This window comes from Amorphus sp. 3PC139-8 (assembly GCF_040750475.1).
In the GTDB taxonomy this organism is placed as follows: domain Bacteria; phylum Pseudomonadota; class Alphaproteobacteria; order Rhizobiales; family Amorphaceae; genus Amorphus.
This window is the reverse complement of the sequence record NZ_JABJVY010000017.1, coordinates 25,960-47,802: the sequence shown is the minus strand read 5'-3', so window position 1 is coordinate 47,802 and position 21,843 is coordinate 25,960. Positions and strand designations below refer to the sequence as shown.

Below are 21,843 nucleotides of genomic sequence, written 5' to 3'. Positions count from 1 at the left end.
TGCTCACGCGCCTTCCGCCGCGAAAACGAGACGGCGGGCGTCGCGCCGCTTCTGCAGCCACGACATCACGCCCTGCCTGAATTTGGCGATCCGCCGATCCCACCTGGTCGGATTGTGGACCACATCCGCCCGATAGAAGGACGGACACAGCACGGCCGCGTCGGCGACCTCGCCGCAATTGCCGCAGCCCACGCAGTTCTGGTCGATGGCGGCGATCGGATCGTCGCGTAGCGGATCGTCGAGTTCCTTCACCGACAACGACGGGCAGCCGGAGAGCCGCATGCAGGCGTGATCGCCGGTGCAGACGTCTTCATCCACACCGAATTTCGGCTTCACGACCCGCTCTCCGCCGGAGATGGCCTTGGCCATTTGCGGCTTCTCGCGGCGCTGCCGGTTCAGCATGCATTCCGACGAGGCCACGATGACCTTGGGACCCTTCTCGTTGGTGGTCAGCGCCTCGCGGAAGGTGTCGCGCACCTTCGTCACGTCATAGGTGCGGTCGATCTGGCGCACCCATTTGGCCCCGACGCCCTTCACCGCCTCGGTGATCGGATGGGCAGTCGAGCGCGACTTGTTGTTCGCGCGCGAGGAGGGAATGTCCTGACCGCCAGTCGCCGCCGAATAGTAGTTGTCGACCACCAGGATGACGCCGTCATGCTTGTTGAAGACGGCATTGGTGATGCCGGTCGACAGGCCGTTGTGCCAGAAGCCGCCGTCGCCCATGACGGAGATCGACCGCTTCTTCGCCTTGACGTTGAACGCCGACGCCGATGCCGGCCCGAGACCGTAGCCCATGGTGCTCGCACCGATATTGAAGGGCGGCATGATGGAGAAGAGGTGGCAGCCGATATCGGCGGCGACGTGGTGCTCTCCAAGCTCTTCCTGGACCAGCTTCATGCCGGCGAAGATCGGTCGCTCGGGGCAGCCGACACAGAAGCCCGGCGGGCGCGGCGGCACGGTCTTGGAAAGGTCCGGCAATTCCATCTGCGGCCGGTTCGGCGCGCGATCGGAATCGCTCAGAACGGCCGGCGCATTCTCCAGCAGGAAGCCCCGGATCGCATCCAGCATGACCGGACCGGTATATTCGCCGGCGACCGGGAACGGGTCCTTGCCGAAAAGCTTGGTCTCCAGGCCCGCCTTGTGCAGCATCGCGCCGAACGCCTGTTCGATATGGTTCGGCTGGCCTTCCTCCACGACCAGGACGGCATCCTTGTCGCGGGCGAAGTCGAGAAACTGATCGTCGACCAGAGGATAGGTGACGTTGAGGACATAGAGCGGAATGTCGGTGTGGCCGCGGATATCGGCCAGGCCCAGCCGCTGCAGCGCCCGCATGACGCCGTTGTACATCCCGCCCTGCAGGACGATGCCGACTTTTCCGTCCCCGCCGAAGAACTCGTTGAGACCTCGTTCCTTGATGAAGGTCACCGCGTTCGGCCAGCGGCTCTCCACCTTTTCCTTCTCGTGCAGGAAGGAGGCCGGCGGCAGCACGATGCGGTTCAGGTCGCGCTTTGGGTTCTCCAACGCCTCGGCCAGCGACATCTTCGGACGGACATTGTCCTGCGCCATGAACCGGCCGTGCACGTGGCAGGCGCGGATGCGCATCTCCAGCATCACCGGTGTGTTGGACACTTCCGACAGCTCGAAGCCGTCGCGCACCGCCTTGACGATCGATTCCAGGTTGGGACGCGGATCGAGCAGCCAAAGCTGCGACTTCATTGCAAAAGCGTGGGTGCGCTCCTGCATGATCGACGCGCCCTCGCCGTAGTCCTCGCCGATGATGATGAGCGCGCCGCCTGTGACGCCACCGGAAGACAAGTTGGCGAGCGCGTCGGAGGCAACGTTGGTGCCGACCGGCGACTTGAAGGTCACCGCGCCACGGATCGGATAGTGAACCGAGGCGGCAAGCGTCGCGCCGGCGACCGCCTCGGAGCCCGACTGCTCGAAGTGGACGCCGAGTTCCCCAAGAATGTCCTCGGCATCGGACAGGACGTCCATCAGATGCGAGATCGGCGCGCCCTGATAGCCGGCGACGTAGCCGACGCCACATTCGAGCAAAGCCTTCGTGACCGCGAGGATCCCCTCGCCACGAAATTCCTCGCCCGCGCCGATACGCAGTTGCTGGACTTCTTTTGCGAACGAGCGTTCAGCCATGGAATGCTCCCATACTTGTCGGCGCTACCGCCCCACGATCATTTATCTTGATCGCGAGGAGACCAGAGGACCGTGCCTCCGTCCTTTTCGTAGGCCATGCCGTTTGGATACGAGATCGCCTCGAGCTGCAGGCCCCAAGGCGCAAGGAAGTACATGATGGACTGGCCGGCGGCGGAGCCGTCCTCGATCGGCACCGGACCCATCATGGTCCGCACGCCCTGATCGCGCAGGTAGGTCGCGGCCGCGTCGATATCGTCCACGTAAAAGGCGATGTGATGCCCGCCGACATCGCTGTTTTTCGGCGGCTCGGTGGCCTGATCCGGCGCCTGATACTGAAACAGCTCGATGTTGCTGCCGTTGCCGCACCTCACCAGCGTGATGGTATCGATCACCGCGCGCGGGTGGACATTCACGAGGTCGGTCATGAAGGTGCCCTCGTCGTCGCGAAACGGGCCGAACGACATTGCCTTCCGGCAACCCAGCACGTCGACAAAGAAGCCGACCGCTTCATCCATGTTCGGGACGGTGACGCCCACATGGTCGATGCCTTTCATTCCCGGCAGACCATCCGCCGAGGCCGGCGCCGCAGCCATGATGGCCGCCGCGAACGCACCGCACAGACCGGAAACCCAAGAGCGACCCTTCATCGCCTTCCCCTCCACGATGGACACCGCGACCGATGCCAATGCGCCTCAGAAATCGTGATGCCGAATGTTCCTCAAGACCCGCGTCAGCAGCGTAATCAGCGTCTCGTATTCGTCGGCGCTGAAGCCCGCGAACATGCGATCGAGCGAGTCGTGCATTTCCGGCCAAACCTGCCGGAAGGCTTCCCGGCCCGCGGAGGTGAGATAAGGTTCGCGCACCCGCTGATCGCCTTCGCGCCGGCGCAGCGTCACCAGGCCGTGCCCTTCCAGCGCGTGCAGCGTGCGGCTCATGGTGGACTGTTCGGTGACCGCGAAAACCGCGAGCTCGTTGATCGTGATCCCCGGCATCACCGAGAGGATGGCCAGGACCCGCATCTCCAGCGTCGACAGGCCATGCTCCTTGAGCCGCAGCAACATGTCGGCATTCCAGCGCGCGGAGATCCGGTTGATGAGATAGGGCGCGAAATGGTCGAGCCCGATCTCGCCAAGCGTGCGCGGCGTGGAGTCCCGCCGGCGCTCGACCTCTGCATCAGCCATCGGAAAATCCTGCCTTTGATCCATTCGCCGGTTTCCCAATAGCCCCTCACCTCGCCCGCGCCGGAACGCGCGCAGCCAAACGCCCACTCTCTGCCGCGACCGATCTCCCCCTGATCTGTCGATCCCACCCGGCCAGACCGGGCCACGTTTCAACTCGTCGTTTGTCGCAAGTCCGAAAGAGGACCTGCGTTCCACTCACCCTTAATTTGCCGGAGGCACTTCGCCGAAGCGAAAGACCTTCCGATTCCATCTCGCCGCAAATCCGGACGGAAAACCGGTTCCCACTTTTCCTGGATTTGCGGGCCTCCCAGCGCCAAACCGGCCGCTGCGAAATTCCAACTTCCTTTTTTCTCCCGCAAATCCGGACGGAAAACCGGTTCCCACTTTTCCTGGATTTGCTCTTAAAGCCTCTCAGCAAGCGCGAAGCCCGAACCGCCGCCGAGGCCCGGCCCCGGATGGGTCGAGGCCCCAATATGGTAAAGGCCCTTCACCCGTGTCCGGTGGTTCACCGAATTGGCAAACGGCCGCCAAATGAAGAACTGATCGATGGTGGCCGATCCGCCATAAGGATCGCCGCCCACGAGGTTGATGTTCATTGCCTCCAAATCGGCGGGCGAATAGACGCGACGGCCGAGGACATTGTCGGCAAAGTCATCGATGTGGCTCGCAAGGATCGCCTCGACGCGATCGGCATAGGCTTCGCGCAGCGCTTCCGTCCAGGCGCCATCGGCGGGCGCTTCGAGCCCACCGGCCGCGTCGCCCTTCACATGACGCGGGATTTCGGGAAGCTGCAGCCACAGCACGCCCGCACCATCCGGACACCGGGACGAATCCAGCGCGTGGGGCTGACCGACGCAGATCGTCGGCGTTTCCGGCAGCATCCCGCGCTCGCACTCGTTGACCGCCTTCGACACCCCATCGAGACCGGGCGTCAAATGGGTGAGCGCCACCTTCTCCAGTCCCGGCGTCTTCCACTTAGGCGGCGCTTTCAGCGCATAGTGGATCTGCATATCGCCCTTGCCGTAGCGATAGGCCTCGGTATGGCGGCGCGTATCCTCATCCACCTCGGATGCGGGCAGCAGACGACCGTAGAGCTGTGTCGGCGTGACGGAGCAGATAACGCCCTCGCGCGCGCTCAGCGTGGTGCCGTCGGCCAGACGAACCCCCGTGGCCCGCCCATCGGACAAGACGATCTCGGCAACATCCGCGCCGGTACGCACCTCGCCACCATATTCGTCGATCAGGCTGGCGAAGGCGGCCGGCGCCACGGCGGAGCCACCCTTGACGATCGGAGCCCCCGCCGCCTCCAGGGCGAAGGCGATGATGCGTGCCATTTCGCCGGAAAAGGCCGTCTCCGGACCGAGCCCGGCATGCAGCACCCAAGGCGCGAACAGATCGCGCGCTAGCTCGGACCGGAACGAGGTCTCCAGCCAGGTCCGGCCCGGTCGCATCGCCTCGCCCAACCGGGCGGCAAGCCCGCGCGCGCCGCGCTTTCGCACTTCGCGGAACAGGAGCTTGGCCGTATCCCAGCTCCAGAGACTTCCGCCGAGCAAACCGAACAGGAGTTCCGCGTCCTGCTCGACCACCCCGACCTCGCCGCGCAGGCGATCCCCTTCGCCCGGCGCCAACGCGTCGAAGCGGGCGGCATTGGTCGCGCGATCGGTGGTGAAGACCAGGCTTTCTCCATCCGGCCGGACCACTGCCGTCGGATGGTCGGTATGGCAGAATTCCAACCCGTGCCGCGCCAGATCGTCGCCGAGCTTGGCGAAGGCCGGCGAAGTGATGAACAACACGAACGTCGCCGCCATCACATCGTGACGATAGCCCGGCACGGTGATCTCGTCGGTGCGCATGCAGCCGCCGACCACGTCTTCCCGCTCGAGCACGGCCACCTTTTTGCCGCGCTTGCCGAGAAGCGCGGCACAGGTGAGGCCGTTGATGCCCGATCCGACGACGATGTAGTCCGCCTCAGCCATGCAACACCCGCTTTACCGTAGCCCGGGCCCGCCTCAGGCCTTCGGGACCAGGGCGAGCGCCCGGATCGGGCTGCCCGTGCCCTTCACGAACTTCAGCGGCGCCGCGATCAGGATCGCGCCCTTGGCCGGCAGCTTGTCGAGATGGGCGAGGCTGGCCAGGCCAAGACGCTTGTTCTTGTGCAGGAGATTGTGCGCCGGGAACGGCGGCTCGAACCCGCCGGCGGCGCCGGCGTCGGTGCCGACACACTCCGTACCCCAACCGCAAATGCCCTTATCGATCAGGAACTGGATGGCCTCGGCCGTGGGCCCAGGGGAATGCGGCCCGTTCTCGTCGACGTTCAGGAAGTCGTCCTGGCTACGGTTGCGCGGCCACCAGTCGGTGCGCATGACAACCCAGGTCCCGGCCTCGATCTCGCCGTGCTCGGCCTCCCAGGCCTTGATGCCTTCAACGGTCAGGAGAAAGTCCGGATTCTCCGCGGTCTCCTTGGAGCAGTCGATCACATTGACCGGCGCCACGAAGCTCTGCGGCGGCAGCGAGTCGGTAAAACCGTCCTCATAATCCTTGCCGGTGATCCAGTGCACCGGGGCATCGAAATGGGTGCCGGAGTGCTCGCCCAGCTCGTACCAGTTCCAGGACCAGAACGGGCCGTTGTCGTCATAGTTGGAGATCTCGTGAACCTTGACCGGCGGCGTCTGCTTGAACTGGTCAGGCAACTTGATTAGCGGCGTGTCCGGCCCGAGCGGCACCGCAAGGTCCACCACCTCAACCTGTCCCGACAGAAGCATGCTCGCCACGTTCTGAAGCGCGTCCGACGCCGTCATAGTCGACTCCTCCGATTTGGTCGCCGTCTGACCATTCCTTGGAACCAGACTAACGTCGATTTATGTATTTGCAAGTAAATTCACCACCCGGTTAGAGTGCCCAATCACTGGGCCGCTGCGGCGAGAGGAGCGCACGACACCATGGAATTCGATGCAATTTTCGTCGGCGCCGGACACAATGCGCTGGCGGCTGCGGTGCATCTGGCCAGCAAGGGCTGGTCGGTCGGCATATTCGAGCGCAACGACCGGCCGGGCGGCGCGGTGCGGACCGAGGAGGCTACCCTGCCCGGCTTCCGTCATGACCTCTACGCAACCAACCTGGGCATGTTTGCGGGCTCCGCTTTTTTCCAGACCCACGGAGAGGCGCTGCAAAAGCATGGGCTCGCGTTCGTGCCGGCGGAGCATTGCTTTGCCTCTCCCACCCGCGAGGGCACCTGGTTCGGCCTGTCGAAGGATCTGGAGACCACAGCGGCGCGCGCGGCGGGCTTTTCCGCCGCCGATGGCGAGCGCTGGCGGGCGATGGTGCAGCGGTTCGGCGAGGATGCGCCCTTCCTGTTCGGCCTGCTGGGCGCGCGAATGACGTGGCGGTCGATCGCCGCTTTCGGCTTCAAGGCCTGGCGCAGGAAAGGCGCGCGCTGGCTGCTCGACACGGCCCGCCTGATCGCCTCGTCGCCGCGGGAATTCGTGGAGGAAAATTTCGAATCGCCGGAGATCCGGACCGCGCTTGCGACCTGGGGCATGCACCTGGATTTCAGCCCCGACGTCGCCGGCGGAGCGCTGTTTCCCTACCTGGAATCGATGGCCGATCAGAGCTTCGGCATGGTCATCGGCCAAGGCGGCGCCGACACCATCATCAACGCCATGGTCGCCCGCGTTGAGGAGCTTGGCGGCACGGTCAAAACCGGCGCGGAGGTAACCGCCATCCGCCACGAAGGCGGCAAGGCGACGGCGATCGAGCTGGCGGACGGCACCGTTGTCCGCGCCAAGCGCGCCGTCGTTGCAAGCGTGACCCCGAAGGCGCTGGTGAAGCTCGCCGGCGGCAACTCCGGCGATCGCCGCTTCGACGAAGGCGCGCGGAAATTCCGCCACGCGCCGGGCGCGATGATGGTGCATCTGGCGCTCTCCGACCTGCCCGACTGGACCGCCGGAGAGGAGCTGAAGCGCTTCCTCTACGTCCACCTCGCCCCGGATCTCGACATGATCTCGCGCGCCTATTCCCAGGCACTCTCGGGCCTTTTGCCGGAAGAACCGGTGCTGGTCGTCGGCCAGCAGACCACGGTCGATTCGTCGAGGGCGCCGGACGGCAAGCACACGCTTTGGGTCCAGGTCCGCATGGCGCCTGGAGAGATCAAGGGCGACGCCGCCGGCCAGATCTCCGCGCGCACCTGGGACGAAGCGCGCGAGCCGTTCGCGGACCGGGTGATCGACATTCTGGAAGGCTATGCGCCGGGCACCAAGGACAAGATTATCGGGCGCTACGTGGAGAGCCCGGCGGACCTGGAGCGCCGCAATCCCAATCTGGTCGGCGGCGACAGCCTCGGCGGCAGCCACCATCTGTTCCAGAACTTCCTGTTCCGCCCGGTGGCCGGCTACGCCGACCATCGCACCCCGATCAAAGATCTCTACCTGATCGGCGCATCCACCTGGCCCGGCGGCGGCACGGGAGCCGGCTCCGGCTTCACGCTCGGCCGGATGCTCGGCGGCGCTTGAGACAACACGTCATAGCGCAATTTATATGCAGGTGCATATTTATTGAGCCACCCTCCGGCTTCCGCTGAAAGCCGGGTCGGCGCCCCCGATCGCCGCTCCGGGGGAGGCAATAACCGGCGTGCCCCAAGCCCCGCTCAGGCCTCCGCCGAGGGCGCGCCGAGCCAAGCCGGATCAATTTCCGGTAGCGGCACGGCCTCTATGAGGGCGCGGGTATAGTCGGCCTTGGGTGCCTCGAAGACCTCGGCGCAAGGCCCGCGCTCGACGATCTCGCCATGGAGGAGCACGACCAGCTCGTCGCAAAGCGCCCGGACCACGGAAAGGTCGTGGCTGATGAAGACGAGCGTAAGCCCCATCCGGGCGCGCAGCTCCTTCAACAGGATCAGGATCTGCGCCTGGGTCGAGACGTCTAGGCCCGAGACAATCTCGTCGGCCACGATGAAATCGGGTTCCAGCGCGATCGCCCGCGCGATGCCGACACGCTGGCGCTGGCCACCGGAAAGCTCGTGCGGATAGCGGTCGACGAACGCGGTCGGCAGGCCGACCAGATCCAGCAGACGGGCCGCTGTGTCGCGCCGGGAGCCATCGGGAAACGGCACGCCGAACGCCTCGAACGGCCGGGTCAGGATGGTCGCGAGCTTGAGCCGCGGATTGAGCGACGACATCGGATCCTGAAAGATCATCTGCATCTTCGGCCGAAGCGGGCGCAGCGCCCCCTCCTCGGCCTTGGCGATGTCGGTGCCGTTGAAGAGAAGCGACCCGGAAGCGATCGGAAGCAGGCGGATCAACGCCCGGCCGAGCGTGGTCTTGCCGGAGCCGGATTCGCCGACTAGCCCGATGGCCGCCCCGCGCGCGACGTCCAAATCGATGCTCTTGACCAGGGTAATGGTGGGCGGGGGGCCGAACACCTTGGATTTGGCCCGATTGGGGAGCGCGACGGTCAGCCCCCGCGCCTGCATCAGCGGTGCGTCGGTCATCGCGCCCCTCCCGGATGCTGGGCATCCCAGCTCGCCGCTTCCTTCCAAAGCGAGGCGGCGAGCTCGGCCGGCACCGGCGCCAGCACCTCGCCCGGACGGTCGAAGCGCGGCGTCGCGGCGAGCAGTGCCTGCGTGTAGGCGTGGTGCGGGTGTTCGATCACCTGCGCGCAGCTCCCTTGCTCCAACACGCGGCCGGCATGCAGCACCGTCACCCGGTCACAGATCTTCGCCACCACGCCGAGATCGTGGGTGACGAACAGCAGGGCGGCATCGTGGCGTGTCTGCAGGTCCCGGATCAGCGCAAGGATCTGGCGCTGGACGGTGACGTCGAGCGCCGTGGTAGGTTCATCGGCGATGATCAGGCGCGGCGTGGTGGAAAACGCCATCGCGATCAGCACGCGCTGGCGCATGCCGCCGGAGAGCTCATGCGGGTAGCGCTCCAACACACCTTCCGGATCGCGGATCGCGACTTCTCCGAGCAGCGAAAGCGCCCGCGCCCGGGCCTCCTGCTTGGAGAGGCCGAGATGGCGGGTCAGCGGCCGGATTATTTGGGCGCCGATCCGCTTGACCGGATTGAGCGCGGTCATTGGGTCCTGCGGAATGAGCGCGATCTCCTTGGTCAGGAGCTTTCGCCGCTCGGCCTCGCCCATGCCGACGAGATCGACCCCATCAAACATGACGTAGCCACCGGCGATCTTCGCCGCTCGCGGCAATAGGCCCAGCACGGCCTTGCCGATGGTCGACTTGCCGGCGCCGGATTCACCCACCAGGCCGTGCACCTCGCCCGGCGCCACACGAAGCGAAACGTCGCGCAGCACCGGCGTACCCTTGATGGTGACCACCAGGTGGTCGACGGTCAGGATCGGTGTCGTCATCGCCGATGCACCGGGTCGAGGGCGTGGCGCAGGCCGTCGCCGGTCAGGTTGAAGCCGAGCACGGAGACCACAATGCAGGCGATCGGCAGCCCAAGCAGCCAGGGCGTCTGGTAGACCACCTGTCGCCCCTCCGCGATCATGCCGCCCCAGGTCGGAAAGTCGGTGGAGACCGACAGGCCCACGAAGGAGAGGATCGCCTCGACGACGATCGCGATTCCCATCTCCACCGACAACAGCGTGATGATCAGCGGCAACACGTTGGGCAAGACTTCCTTGGCCAGAATGAATGGGCCGGAAAGGCCCAGTGTGCGAGCGGAGGCAACATATTCCATCTCGCGCTCGACCATGGTTTCGGACCGCACCACCCGAGCGAAGCGTGTCCAGTCGACGACGACGATGGCGACGATGACCGAAGAGAGCCCCGCGCCCAGAACGGCGGCGAGCACGATCGCGAGCAGCACCGGCGGGAACGCCATCCAGACTTCCACCAGCCGCGACACCGCCTGGTCGACGATGCCGCCGAAATAACCGGCCGAAAGCCCGAGCAGCGAGCCGATCGCAGCCGCCAGGAGCGCTGCGACGAAGGCAACCGTGAGCGCAACCCTGGTCGCGTAGATCAGTCGGGAGAGGATGTCGCGGCCGAGATTGTCGGTTCCGAAAAAGTAGCCGGGCTCGCCGCCCGACTGCCATGACGGAGGCAGCATGGAATAGAGCAGATCCTGCTCCAGCGGGTCATGCGGCGCTATTAGCGGCGCGAAGGCCGCGATGATCAGCAGCGCGCCGACGACGATCAGACCGATCACCAGCCGCGGTTCGATCGGGTGGGAGGGACGCCGGGGTGCCGCGGGCGCGGCATCGGCGGCAGGGGAAGAAGCCGGTTCAGCCACGACGCAGCCTCGGGTTCAGGAAGGTGACGAGAATGTCGATCGCCAGATTGATGGCGATGAACAGGATGGCGAAGGTCAGCACGATCCCCTGGATCAGCGGCAGATCGCGGTTGATGACGGCATCGACCGCCATGTTGCCGATCCCCTCATAGGAAAAGATCCGCTCGATCAGCACCGTACCGCCCACCAGAAAGGTGAACTGAACCCCGGTAAGCGTCACCGTCGGGATCGCCGCGTTCGGCAGCGCCTCCTCGATCAGCACCGAGCGACGGGAAAAACCGCGCGCCGTCGCCATCTGGGCGTATTCGGCACTCTCCGCCACCGCGAGCGACGACTTCAGCACCCGTGCGATGATTGCCGACAGCGGCAGCGCAAGGGCGAGCGCCGGCATCAGCATGTGGGCGAGCAGCCCCTTCAAGATCGTGAACTGTCCGGTGACCAGCGATTCCACCAGATAGAACTGGGTCGCGAAATCGGTGGAGAGCCGCGGGTCGATCCGCCCGGAGATCGGCAACAGCGGATAGACCACGCCGAACACCAGGATGAAGATCAGGCCCCAGAGGAAATCCGGGATCGCGACGACAAAGCCGATCACCCCGTCGACGATCCATTCGCCGGCGCGCCGGCGATAGAACGCGCCGATGAGTGCCAGAAACCCGCCGAGAACGACGGCGATCACGGTGGCAAAGGCCACCAGCTCCAGCGTAGCCGGCAGCCGCCCGAGGATCAGCGTCGCCACATTCTGGCGCAGACTGATCGACGTGCCGAGATCACCGGTCACCAGATCGCCGAACCATGCGAAAAGCTGGACCAGGATCGATTGGTCGAGCCCGTAGAGCGCGCGCAGGCGATCGATGTCCTCGGCGCTCGCGCCGGGCGGAATCATCATGGCGATCGGGTCGCCGGGGACGACCCGAAGCAGCACGAACACGACGATGGCGACACCGATCAAGGTCGGCGGCACCAGAAGAAGGCGGCGAAGAAGGGCTGTGCGGCCCATGCGTCAGAAATTCCCGCAACGGAAGAGAACGATCGGATCGGCCGAATTCGTGTGAATACGGCCCAAGCCCACGTCGACTTCGGAGCTTCGGCTCCGAAGTCGAACCGTGTGGGCGGCCGGCTGATGAGACGACTTGCGACGAGAGCATTTCCAGGCCAAGTGGAAACCAGTTGACCGTCCGGAAATGCGTGAATGCAAACGGTTAGAGCCGTTCGGCGCTTCCATGAAAAGCTGAACGGCTCCAGCCAGGCAGCAAGACGCGTGCCCGTCAGCCTTCCGGCGTCATCTTCTGCGGCAGAAGCATGCCGTTTGCCTGCGGCACGACCGCCACCTTGTCGGTGTGCACGATCGGCTGCACGAACTGCAGGAGCGGGATCACCGCGCCCTTGTCGGCGATCAGCTTGTCGACCTTCTTCCAGCCGGCGATGCGCTTCTCTTCGTCCTTTTCGGCCCAGAGCGGCGCGATCGCATCGAACACCTCCTGGCCATCCCAGACGGAGTGCGGCGACGGGCCGAACATGGCAAAGCCCGTTGAGGTGCCGGGATCGCCGATCGCATTGCCCCAGTTGTAGAAGGCCGCCTCGGCCAGCTCGTCGCGGGCACGCAGCTCGTAGTGCTTGGCGATCTCGTAGACCTCGATGGTCGCGTCGATACCCACCTTGCGCCACATGCCGACGATCGCCTGCACCATCTCATAGTCCTTCGGCTTGAAGCCGCGAGTGGTCTGGATGGTGAACTTGACCGGGTTGTCGGGCGAATAGCCGCTCTTTTCCAGAAGCGCCTGCGCCTGGTCGGGATCGTAAGGCACCTTGATGGAGGGATCGTAGGCGTCGTATTCGGGCGTTTGCAGCGTATCGAGCGGCACGCCGTAGCCCCGGAGAAGTCGATCGACGATCGCCTTCTTGTTGATCGACATCGCCGCCGCCCTACGGACATTCTCGTCCTTCATGACGCCGATATCGTTGATGAAGATCATCGCGATATCGGAGACCGGAATGGTCTCGCCGACGATGCCCGGCTTGTCCTTCAGACGATCGAATTCCTCGTACGGAATTTCGAGCGTGACGTCGGCAGCACCTGACTCGATCTCCGCCACGCGGCTGGTGGCATCCGGCACGAACTTGAAGATGACCGTCTCGAACGCCGGCTTGCCGCCCCAATAGTTCGGATTCGCCTTCAGCCGCAGGAAAGCGTTGCGCTCGAAGGTGTCGACCATATAAGGCCCGGAACCGACCGGCTTGGCCTCGAAGCCTTCCGGGCCAACCTCCTCGAAATATTTCTTCGGCAGCACGTAACCGGTGAGGAAGGCCATCCACTTGAACAGGGTCGGCTCATATTCCTTCACGTCGGCGGTGACCGTGTTCCCGTCGATCTGGAAGTTGCCGATCTTCGACCAGACGAACTGGATCGGGTTTCCGCTTTCCGGATTGCCGGCGCGCTCCAGTGACCACACCACGTCTTCCGGGGTGACCTTGTCGCCGTTGTGCCAGACCGCGTCGTCGCGGACCGTCATATGGACCTTGGTCTTGTCCTCGTTCCAGCCCCAGTCGGTCAGAATGCCCGGCTCGAAGGACAGATCCGGCGCCTGACGGATATAGGGGTCGAACACCGCCTGATAGATCGTCTGGATCGTCGGGTTGACCGCCGACGCACCCACCGTCGGATCGAAGGACGGCAAGTTAACGTTGTAGGCGATGGTGACGGTCGAGCCGTCCTGGGCCAGCACACGGCCAGCGAAGCCGAGCGGCAGCGTGAGAGCTGCGGCGCCCGCGCCCGAAAGTTGCAGAAGGGTGCGGCGGGAAAAGGATGGTCCGGTCATGGCGGCCTCCGATGGATGAAAGGCGGTCTGGATGGGTTGTTTTTAATTATATGCGTTTGGATAGATCGATATTCGTAGTCGGACTCGCGCGAACGAACAAGCCCCACGATGTCGCGCGACCCGCGGCATCGCGGCACGCTTGGCATGCTGTCGCCACCACATCGCCACGCCGGACAGGAACACCAAAGCGCCCTGCACGCGTGAAAATGCAATTAACTCGTTTGCGCAATTCGAACGCGGATCTGCGGCCCCGACGACAAAGCCTGCCGTGGAATCGAACGAAGGGCAATCCGTCAGGAGATCGGCGGCATCGGTTTCATAGGCTTGGGCTGATCTGCCCGCCCAGGACGCTCCGGGGCTATCGAGCCTCTGCCTGAGCGTCGCAACCTATGGATTTTCGGGGCAGAAAAAAGAAAAGCCGGGCTCCGAGGAGCCCGGCAGTTTCGCAAGCGATAAGCGCCTGCGTCACCTTCCAGAGGGGAACAGCTGCCTTCATCAACGGGTCGCAGGGAGGAGCGCGTCCCGTGTCATCCATCAGCTGCGAGTGATTTGGATCTTTTGCGCTGCACAAACAAGACGCATGCATGCATGCCAGATATGCAATTCCTGCCTCAGCCCTAACCAAAGCCCCGTCAACCGGTCGATTCCGCCCTCTTTAAAGGGTACGCAGAAGACGCAACGCCTCATAGATCGCAGCATGAGTGTTGCGGGCCGCGACAGCGTCACCGATCCGGAAGAGCTGATAGCGCCCTTCAGAATTGCGCAAAACCGTTTGTGACCGGCGCGCGATCAGCGCCTCGTAGTCGACTTCCCCCAGATTGCTGGAACCGTCCTTCAGCTCGAAATAAAGCTCGTCGAGCGGCCGCGTGCCATGGTTGACGACGACCTGGTCGACACAGCGCTCCCGCGTGACGCCCCCGTAGTCGCTACCGAGGGTCGCGACGAGCCCGTTGCCGTCGCGGCGGACAGCATCCACCCGCCACGTCGACGTAAAGGTCACATCCAGCGCCTGCAGGATGCGCAGCGACGGGGTCAGCGACATCGCCATCACCTCCGGAACGATCGCCCGATCGCGCGCCACGATCTCGACCTTCGCTCCGGCCTTCGCGATTTTCTCCGCCGCCTGCAGCGCGGGATAGTCGCCGGCATCGTCGTAAATCAGCACGGTCTCGCCCGGTGCCGCATCGCCGGACAGGATGTCCCAGGCCGACACCACCAGCTCGTTGCCCGCACTCAGCACCTCCGTGTGCGGCAGGCCGCCAGTGGCGACCACGACGACGTCCGGCGCGGCGGCGAGCACCATGTCGGCATCGGCCAGGCTGTTGAAGTGGAACCGCACATTTGCCCGGACGCACTCCGCCTGGCGCCAGTCGATGATCTGCATCATCTCCCTGCGGCGCTCGGTCTGGGCCGTCAGGCGGATCTGACCGCCGGCATCGTTGGCGGCCTCGAAGACGGTCACGTCGTGACCGCGCGCGGCCGCGACCCGCGCCGCCTCCAGGCCGGCCGGTCCGGCGCCGACGATCACCACCTTGCGCAATGTCTCGGCCCGCTCGATCTGGTGCGGCTGCTCCAGTTCGCGGCCCGTGGAAGGATTGTGCAGGCAGAGCGCCATGCCGCCTTGGTAGATCCGGTCGAGGCAGTAGTTCGCGCCCACGCAGGGGCGGATGCGCTCCTCCTCCCCGCGCAGCATCTTGGCCACGATGTGCGGATCGGCCATGTGAGCGCGCGTCATGCCGACCAGATCGAGCTTCCCCGACGCAATCGCATGGCGGGCGGTGGCCACATCCTGGATCTTGGCGGCATGGAAGGTCGGGAATTGGGTTTCCGCGCGGATCTCGCCCGCGAAATCCAGATGGGGCGCCGACGCCATACCCTGGACCGGAATCACGTCGGTCAGACCGGCATCGGTGTCGATATGGCCTCTGATGACGTTAAGGAAGTCGACGAGACCGCTCGCCTTGAGACGGCGGGAGATCTCCAGGCCATCCTCCTTGCTGAGGCCGCCGGCAAGCTGCTCGTCGCCGGTGTAGCGTACGCCCACGATGAAATCGGGCCCGCATTGGCGGCGGATCGCCTGAAGCACCTCGAAGGTGAAGCGCAGCCGGTCGTCCAGGCTGGGGCCGCCATAGGGCGGCGCCAGATCGTTGGTGAGCGGCGACCAGAACTGGTCCATCAGGTGGCCGTAGGCCTGGATTTCGATGCCGTCGAGACCGGCCGCCTGCATGCGCGCCGCCGCACCGGCATAGTCTGCAATCAGGCGCGCGATATCCCAATCCTCGACCTTCTTCGGGAATGCCCGGTGGGCCGGTTCGCGCTCGTAGCCGGCCGAGACGACCGGCAGCCAGTCCGCCTTGTCCCACCGCGTGCGCCGGCCGAGATGGGTGAGCTGGATCATCACGGCACAGCCATGATCGTGGCATTCGTCGGCGAGCAGGCGCATCCAGCCGACCACCTCGTCCTTCCAAGCCAGGATGTTGTTGAACACCGGCGGGCTATCGCGGGCCACCGCCGCCGAGCCCGCCGTCATGGTCAGTCCGACGCCGGCGCGCGCCCGTTCCACGTGATAGGCGCGGTAGCGCTCCTTCGGCATCCCGTCTTCCGGATAGGCTGGCTCGTGAGACGAGATCATCAGCCGGTTCTTCAGCGTCAGATGCTTAAGGGTGTAGGGCTGCAGCAGCGGATCGTTTGACATGGCGTGTTCCAAGGGCCGCGGATCAGGCATCGATCGTCACGCGACCATTTCGGCGTCCCCACACACGAATGGCGTCGGAGACGATCGTCTTTGCGGGAGGTCACCGTTCGGGCCGACCGTCTCGAGAGACAGGCACGAACTTAAGTGATTCCAACCAGCATCTTTGCGCATTCGACGGGGCAGCGCTGTTCTGGAAGCGACCTGTTGCGATTGCCAGCCTAAAGGGCGGCAATCGGCGCGCATTCCAATTGCCGAAATCCCGACGGAGCGGTAGGAAGCGCCCATTGTCCTAGGGTCAGGACCCATAAATCCAACGGAGCGCACATGACGCAGCACGGTCGGAAGATCGCGGTAATTGGTCTCGGCTACGTGGGATTGCCCGTCGCGGTTGCGTTGGCGCGCTCGGGAGCGCCGGTCGTCGGCTTCGACGTCAATCCGCGACGGATCGAGGAGCTACGGTCCGGCCACGACCACACGAGAGAGATCAGCGAGGCGGAGCTGACCTCCGCACCGATCGTCTTCAGCGACGATCCCGCCGATCTTCGCGACTCGGATTTCTACATCGTCACGGTGCCGACCCCGATCGACGCCGCCCGCCGGCCCGACATGTCCGCCGTTCTCAAGGCAAGCGAGACGGTCGGCAAAGTCCTCTCCGCCGGCGATATCGTCGTCTACGAATCCACCGTCTACCCGGGCGCGACGGAAGAGGAATGCGTCCCCGTCCTCGCCGCCCTATCCGGTTTGACCCCGAGCCGGGATTTCACCGTCGGCTATTCGCCGGAACGCATCAATCCGGGCGACAAGGCGCATCGGCTCGACACCATCGTCAAGGTCGTTTCCGCCGAAGACGACCGGACCCTGGACATCGTGGCCGAGGTCTACGGCTCCGTGGTGACGGCCGGCATTCATCGCGCGCCATCGATCCGCGTGGCCGAAGCCGCCAAGGTCATCGAGAACACCCAGCGCGACCTCAACATCGCCTTCATGAACGAATTGTCCGAGATCTTCGGACGCATGGAGATCGACACCTATGACGTGCTGGCGGCCGCCGGCACCAAGTGGAACTTCCTGCCGTTCACGCCCGGCCTCGTCGGCGGCCACTGCATCAGCGTCGATCCCTACTATCTGACTCACAAGGCCCAGATGTTCGGCCTCCACCCGGAGGTCATCCTGGCCGGTCGGCGCACCAACGACAATTTCGGAGCCCGGATCGCCCAGACTTGCGTCCGGCTGCTTTCCAGTCACGGCAATCGCGGACACCGGGTCACCGTGCTGGGCGTCACGTTCAAGGAAAACGTGCCCGACATCCGCAATTCGAAGGTCGTCGACGTGGTCCGCGAGCTAAAGAATTACGGCATGGACGTGACCGTCGCAGACTGCCTGGCCGATCCGGACGAGGTTCGCCACGAGTACGGGTTCGACCTGGTCGACGAGCAGGCGATCGGCGAGGCGGACGCAGTGATCCTCGCCGTCCCCCACGACGCCTATCTCGCGCGAGGCTGGTCATTTCTCCATGGACGCCTTCCTGAGGGAACCGGCATCGTGATGGACCTCAAGGCGCGTCTCGATCGCGCGGCCAAGCCCGAGTGGATCCAGCTTTGGCGCCCCTGAGCGGGTACCAGCCAGCGCCGAGGGCGAATTGCAGTGGATCGGCGGTGCCCTTCCGCCTGAAATTGTATTAGACGATCCCATCGACGCAGCGACCGCCCACCGAGACGGCGCGATATCAAACCCAATGGCCGTTTCGCGGCTGCTTCTGGACCCTGCCCCATCGACGAAAGCGGAGACGGATGAAAATACTGGTGACGGGAAATGCGGGCTTCGTCGGCTTCCACACGGCCAAGCGGCTGTTGGAGCGCGGGGACAGCGTCGTCGGGTTCGACTGCGTCAACGACTATTATGATCCCGACATCAAAGAAGCGCGGCTGCGCATTCTAGAAGAAACGGCCCAGACGTCCCAGGGCAGCTACACATTCCACCGGGCCAATCTCGCCGACCGAAGCGCGGTGGATGCCTGCTTCCAGGAGCACAATTTCGACCGGGTGATCCACCTCGCCGCCCAGGCCGGTGTGCGCTACAGCCTGGTCAATCCCCATGCCTATGTGGAATCCAACCTGATTGCCTTCACCAACATTCTTGAGGCTTGCCGCCACGCCGGAACGCCGCACCTGACCTATGCCTCGACCTCCAGCGTCTATGGCGCCAACACCAAGATGCCGTTTTCCGAGCACGACGGCGTCGATCACCCGCTCCAGTTCTATGCTGCGACCAAGCGCGCCAACGAGTTGATGGCCCACGCCTACAGCCATCTTTACCGGTTACCGACCACGGGGCTGCGCTTCTTCACGGTGTATGGCCCCTGGGGTCGGCCCGACATGGCGCTGTTTCTGTTCACAAAGAACATTCTCGCCGGTGAGCCGATCAAGGTCTTCAACCACGGCAACCACACCCGCGATTTCACCTACGTCGACGACATCGTGGAAGGCGTGACTCGGGTGAGCGACCAGATTGCCGAGCCGGACCCGGCCTGGGATCCGGCCGATCCGGATCCCGCCACCTCGAACGCGCCGTTCCGGGTCCTCAACATCGGCAACAATGCCCCGGTGACGCTGTCGGCCTATATCGAAGCCATCGAGGCCGCACTCGGCCGCACGGCGATCAAGGAGCTGCTGCCGCTTCAGGCAGGAGACGTGCCGGACACCTACGCAAACGTCTCCGAGCTTCAGAAGGCGGTCGACTACCGCCCCGCCACATCCGTTCAGGACGGTGTCAACGCCTTCGTCGCCTGGTATCGTGACTACTATGGCTGCTGATCGGCAGCCCGGTGCTGCGGCTAGCGAAAGGCCACTATAGGGGTCCTACGTTTGCGTTACGTTAACTTGTCGCACTTGAAAAAGCGCTTTTAAAGGATGATCATCTCAGGGCAATTTTGTTCTGCGAAGTGTAGTTTCGCATTCTAAGAGACGCACTTTTAGCAGTTCTTTTCTCACTAGATGGGACGATCATAGGAGAGAAAACATTCAAATAAGCAATTATGTCTGAAAATGGCAGTCCAGCATGAATGGCGTTTTCATTATTTCTCTAGACTTTGAGCTGCTTTGGGGTGTCCGAGATCACGCCGACCGCGACTCCTATGGAAAAAATATTTTGGGCGCTCGTGACGCTATTCCCCGCATTTTGGAACTTTTCGAAAAATACGAAATTCGAGCGACATGGGCCACTGTTGGCTTTTTGTTTTGCGAAAACAAAGATGAGCTTCTGGAAATTCTTCCGCGGGACCGGCCAAAATATAACAAAAAATATCTATCAAACTATGAATACATCTCAGAAGTCGGCCCTAATGAATCAAAAGACCCTTATTATTTCGCCCCCTCCCTCATATCTCAAATACTTAAAACTCCGAAACAAGAAATAGGAACACACACTCTTACACATTATTATTGCCTAGAAGAGGGGCAAAACCTTGGTTCATTCCGATCCGATCTAAACGCTGCAATAACCCTCGCTCAAAGGCGAAATATTAAAATAAAATCAATTGTTTTCCCAAGAAATCAATTTAATGAAGAACATTTGACTGCAGCACAGAAACTTGGGATTGACAGATATCGCGGAAATCCGGCCGATTGGGCATACCGAAAAACAAAAACAGAGGACCAGACACCTCTCCGTAGAGGAGTCCGGCTCATAGATTCATATTTCGGTATTTTCGGGGACCAAACCTACTCCCCACCAAAGGACCGACCCACTAATGTTAGAGCAAGCCGCTTTCTACGTCCCTATGCAGGAAGACTAGCTCCTTTCCATTCCGCACACACAGGAGCCATTAGACGACAGATGACGTCGGCCGCTCTAAAGAGAAATGTATATCATCTCTGGTGGCATCCGCATAATTTTGGAATAAATATAGAAGAAAACCTATCTGCACTAGAAAAAATACTTGTACATTTTGATGTTCTCCGTTCTGAATTCGGATTCTCTTCGGCATCAATGGGCGATATTGGATGACCCAGCCGACGATTGCAATCGAAAGCTTAAATTCGGAAATCTGTCACGCTTATTCGAGCGCAGACTTAAGCCGAGGAGCGTCAGGCCCCGACGCAATTGCCTGGACCTTTCGGGACAATCCGGAACCATTCTCCGTCGCAAGAGAAGCCGGTTCAATCGTGGGCATTTCTGGATATATCAAGTCGCGTATGAAGTTCGGCCCGTCAACAGGCCATTCCTACCAAGCCATTGATTCATATGTTTCCCCGTCAATGCGCGGAAAAGGAGTTTTCACAGCACTCGCTCAGGCCTATGAGAGCCACATAAAAGACAGAGGGGGCGCCGCTGTCTGGGGCTTTCCAAATGACAATGCAGCGCCCGCTTGGTTTTCCAAAATGGATTGGCGGAAGCATGGCCAAACGCCATTTATGATCAAGCCGCTACGCACAGGTTATTTTCTCAAAAAGGCCAAAATTGATATCGATTTTCCGATATCAATTCATAAAAATCAAAATTTATCATCTATAGATTATATCGACGATAGCGTTTCAGAAATTTGGGACCGCTTTTCAAAAGGAATTCAAGTTTCCAATATTCGTGATAGAAGCTACCTATCACATCGACTTACAAATTCTCCGTGGTCCACCGAATATCGCATTGTCGCGGATACAAAAAATGCATTCGGGGCCATCGTTGCGTCGCGCGTTCTGACCAAACATGGAGGACGCATCGCTTATATAATGGAGTCTTTCGGTTCTTCTTCTTTGACTGACCTTTTGGCATCCGAACTCGGATATCTACGTGAAGAGGAACAGTGTGATCTGGCTCTTGCATGGGCCTTTCCATGGTCACCAAACTACAAAGCGTTGCGGAAGGTCGGATTTTTTCCGCTCCCAGAGCGAGTTCGACCTATCTCTATATGGTTTGGCGCTAAGCCGCTTTCAGCACAAGCAGCACTGGTCAATGACACTAGGAATTGGTATTTGAGCTATCTTGATAGCGACACGGTATAAAATTGGCACGCTACACTCTATAAATATGAATATGGCAGCACAATTAGCCAAAAAAACAATTTAGAGAAGAAATAAATGCTTAAAAACATACTAATAGCAATATTTGTGCTTATACTATTTTTTTCCATGTTTATAACATTTGACTACTTCGAGCGGATGCAGTCCACAGTCAGCGCAGGATCGCTTCCCAAGACCGCCGTGGCGGTCACCGGCCAGTTCGACCGGGTCCAGTACGGCCTACAGCTGATGGCGGATGGCGCGATCGACGAGCTTTTCATCTCCGGCGTGAACAAGGGCGCCGGAATGACCTCGGCCACGTTCGCCGACCAGTTTCACCTTTCCCCGCAACTCAGGGCTGACGAACAGGCAGGCCGGATCGTTCTGGCGCCCGACGCGAACACCACATTGGAGAACGCCGTCGAAACCGCCTGCTGGCTGGAAGCCAATTCTGACATTGATCGGATCGCGCTGATTACGTCGGATTGCCACATGCCGCGAGCCTCGCTGGCGATGGCCCGTGCAGTTCCATGGCGTGTGACGGTCGAGCGGCTCGACGTGCCGCATCCGGCCGGTGGCGATGCTCGCTCTTGCTCGATTACCGACTTCGTGAAATTTGCCGCGACTTGGGCGATCACCCTCCTCCCGGATCGATTCTGGTCGCGCGACGTCATTCAAACATGTCTGATGGTGAACGATTCCAATGGGACCGGTTAACCCACTGTTGGCTGGGTTTTTGCTGCCGCCGCTTTATCGAAA

At 62.3% G+C, this 21,843-nt stretch carries 17 protein-coding genes; 6 read left to right on the top strand and 11 right to left on the bottom strand.

The annotated features are described in order from the left end of the window. Positions 1-3: 3 nt before the first annotated feature. The 5 genes from HNS03_RS16000 to HNS03_RS15980 form a co-directional block, all read right to left on the bottom strand. Entirely contained in the window at positions 4-2,151 is a 2,148-nt protein-coding gene (locus HNS03_RS16000) for a thiamine pyrophosphate-dependent enzyme (RefSeq protein ID WP_367196664.1), read from the bottom strand. Between the two features lie 38 nt (positions 2,152-2,189). After that, positions 2,190-2,744 carry a VOC family protein gene (locus HNS03_RS15995; RefSeq protein ID WP_367196766.1) on the bottom strand — a complete coding sequence of 185 codons (555 nt, stop codon included), beginning with the start codon at positions 2,742-2,744 and terminating at the stop codon, positions 2,190-2,192. A 99-nt stretch (positions 2,745-2,843) separates the two neighbouring features. Next, a complete protein-coding gene (locus tag HNS03_RS15990; RefSeq protein ID WP_367196663.1) occupies positions 2,844-3,332 on the bottom strand; it encodes a MarR family winged helix-turn-helix transcriptional regulator in 489 nt (162 codons plus the stop codon). A 401-nt stretch (positions 3,333-3,733) separates the two neighbouring features. Then, positions 3,734-5,308, bottom strand: coding sequence for a phytoene desaturase family protein (locus HNS03_RS15985; protein ID WP_367196661.1), 1,575 nt, complete (start codon positions 5,306-5,308; stop codon positions 3,734-3,736). 33 nt (positions 5,309-5,341) lie between these two features. Then, positions 5,342-6,130, bottom strand: coding sequence for a cyclase family protein (locus HNS03_RS15980; protein WP_367196660.1), 789 nt, complete (start codon positions 6,128-6,130; stop codon positions 5,342-5,344). A 141-nt stretch (positions 6,131-6,271) separates the two neighbouring features. On the opposite strand from HNS03_RS15980, the gene HNS03_RS15975 reads away from it, so the two are divergent. Beyond that, positions 6,272-7,840: a phytoene desaturase family protein gene (locus tag HNS03_RS15975; RefSeq protein WP_367196659.1), complete on the top strand. Its 1,569-nt coding sequence runs from the start codon at positions 6,272-6,274 to the stop codon at positions 7,838-7,840. Positions 7,841-7,974: 134 nt separating this feature from the next. Here the strand turns inward: HNS03_RS15975 and HNS03_RS15970 are convergent, their stop codons facing one another. From HNS03_RS15970 to HNS03_RS15945, 6 genes are all read right to left on the bottom strand, one after another. Continuing rightward, positions 7,975-8,814: an ATP-binding cassette domain-containing protein gene (locus tag HNS03_RS15970; RefSeq protein WP_367196657.1), complete on the bottom strand. Its 840-nt coding sequence runs from the start codon at positions 8,812-8,814 to the stop codon at positions 7,975-7,977. Continuing rightward, complete coding sequence (locus HNS03_RS15965; RefSeq protein WP_367196656.1) at positions 8,811-9,689, bottom strand: ABC transporter ATP-binding protein; 879 nt, start codon at positions 9,687-9,689, stop codon at positions 8,811-8,813. Before HNS03_RS15965 ends, HNS03_RS15970 begins: the two co-directional genes overlap by 4 nt. Then, on the bottom strand, positions 9,686-10,507 hold the full coding sequence (locus tag HNS03_RS15960) for an ABC transporter permease (protein ID WP_367196764.1): 822 nt from the start codon (positions 10,505-10,507) through the stop codon (positions 9,686-9,688). The genes HNS03_RS15965 and HNS03_RS15960 overlap by 4 nt, the downstream gene beginning before the upstream one ends. 61 nt (positions 10,508-10,568) lie before the next feature. Next, entirely contained in the window at positions 10,569-11,576 is a 1,008-nt protein-coding gene (locus tag HNS03_RS15955; RefSeq protein WP_367196654.1) for an ABC transporter permease, read from the bottom strand. Between the two features lie 268 nt (positions 11,577-11,844). Further along, a complete protein-coding gene (locus tag HNS03_RS15950) occupies positions 11,845-13,395 on the bottom strand; it encodes an ABC transporter substrate-binding protein (RefSeq protein ID WP_367196652.1) in 1,551 nt (516 codons plus the stop codon). 655 nt (positions 13,396-14,050) lie between these two features. Beyond that, complete coding sequence (locus tag HNS03_RS15945; RefSeq protein ID WP_367196651.1) at positions 14,051-16,090, bottom strand: FAD-dependent oxidoreductase; 2,040 nt, start codon at positions 16,088-16,090, stop codon at positions 14,051-14,053. A gap of 324 nt (positions 16,091-16,414) precedes the next feature. Here HNS03_RS15945 and HNS03_RS15940 point away from each other — a divergent pair, with 324 nt between their 5' ends. The 5 genes from HNS03_RS15940 to HNS03_RS15920 all read left to right on the top strand — a co-directional run bounded on the left by HNS03_RS15940 (position 16,415) and on the right by HNS03_RS15920 (position 21,801). Further along, positions 16,415-17,701, top strand: a complete 1,287-nt coding sequence (locus tag HNS03_RS15940) for a nucleotide sugar dehydrogenase (RefSeq protein WP_367196649.1) — start codon at positions 16,415-16,417, stop codon at positions 17,699-17,701. Between the two features lie 179 nt (positions 17,702-17,880). Further along, positions 17,881-18,903 carry an NAD-dependent epimerase gene (locus tag HNS03_RS15935; RefSeq protein WP_367196647.1) on the top strand — a complete coding sequence of 341 codons (1,023 nt, stop codon included), beginning with the start codon at positions 17,881-17,883 and terminating at the stop codon, positions 18,901-18,903. A gap of 244 nt (positions 18,904-19,147) precedes the next feature. Further along, positions 19,148-20,095, top strand: coding sequence for a polysaccharide deacetylase family protein (locus HNS03_RS15930; RefSeq protein ID WP_367196646.1), 948 nt, complete (start codon positions 19,148-19,150; stop codon positions 20,093-20,095). After that, positions 20,092-21,087: a GNAT family N-acetyltransferase gene (locus HNS03_RS15925; protein ID WP_367196644.1), complete on the top strand. Its 996-nt coding sequence runs from the start codon at positions 20,092-20,094 to the stop codon at positions 21,085-21,087. The genes HNS03_RS15930 and HNS03_RS15925 overlap by 4 nt, the downstream gene beginning before the upstream one ends. Positions 21,088-21,285: 198 nt before the next feature. Next, a complete protein-coding gene (locus HNS03_RS15920; RefSeq protein ID WP_367196643.1) occupies positions 21,286-21,801 on the top strand; it encodes a YdcF family protein in 516 nt (171 codons plus the stop codon). Positions 21,802-21,843 lie beyond the last annotated feature (42 nt).

Excerpts from the sequence above, each read along its gene's own strand:
- HNS03_RS16000 (WP_367196664.1), bottom strand. The coding sequence starts at position 2,151 with ATGGCTGAACGCTCGTTCGCAAAAGAAGTCCAGCAACTGCGTATCGGC.
- HNS03_RS15995 (WP_367196766.1), bottom strand. The coding sequence starts at position 2,744 with ATGGCTGCGGCGCCGGCCTCGGCGGATGGTCTGCCGGGAATGAAAGGC.
- HNS03_RS15990 (WP_367196663.1), bottom strand. The coding sequence starts at position 3,332 with ATGGCTGATGCAGAGGTCGAGCGCCGGCGGGACTCCACGCCGCGCACG.
- HNS03_RS15985 (WP_367196661.1), bottom strand. The coding sequence starts at position 5,308 with ATGGCTGAGGCGGACTACATCGTCGTCGGATCGGGCATCAACGGCCTC.
- HNS03_RS15980 (WP_367196660.1), bottom strand. The coding sequence starts at position 6,130 with ATGACGGCGTCGGACGCGCTTCAGAACGTGGCGAGCATGCTTCTGTCG.
- HNS03_RS15975 (WP_367196659.1), top strand. The coding sequence starts at position 6,272 with ATGGAATTCGATGCAATTTTCGTCGGCGCCGGACACAATGCGCTGGCG.
- HNS03_RS15970 (WP_367196657.1), bottom strand. The coding sequence starts at position 8,814 with ATGACCGACGCACCGCTGATGCAGGCGCGGGGGCTGACCGTCGCGCTC.
- HNS03_RS15965 (WP_367196656.1), bottom strand. The coding sequence starts at position 9,689 with ATGACGACACCGATCCTGACCGTCGACCACCTGGTGGTCACCATCAAG.
- HNS03_RS15955 (WP_367196654.1), bottom strand. The coding sequence starts at position 11,576 with ATGGGCCGCACAGCCCTTCTTCGCCGCCTTCTTCTGGTGCCGCCGACC.
- HNS03_RS15950 (WP_367196652.1), bottom strand. The coding sequence starts at position 13,395 with ATGACCGGACCATCCTTTTCCCGCCGCACCCTTCTGCAACTTTCGGGC.
- HNS03_RS15945 (WP_367196651.1), bottom strand. The coding sequence starts at position 16,090 with ATGTCAAACGATCCGCTGCTGCAGCCCTACACCCTTAAGCATCTGACG.
- HNS03_RS15940 (WP_367196649.1), top strand. The coding sequence starts at position 16,415 with ATGACGCAGCACGGTCGGAAGATCGCGGTAATTGGTCTCGGCTACGTG.
- HNS03_RS15935 (WP_367196647.1), top strand. The coding sequence starts at position 17,881 with ATGAAAATACTGGTGACGGGAAATGCGGGCTTCGTCGGCTTCCACACG.
- HNS03_RS15930 (WP_367196646.1), top strand. The coding sequence starts at position 19,148 with ATGAATGGCGTTTTCATTATTTCTCTAGACTTTGAGCTGCTTTGGGGT.
- HNS03_RS15925 (WP_367196644.1), top strand. The coding sequence starts at position 20,092 with ATGACCCAGCCGACGATTGCAATCGAAAGCTTAAATTCGGAAATCTGT.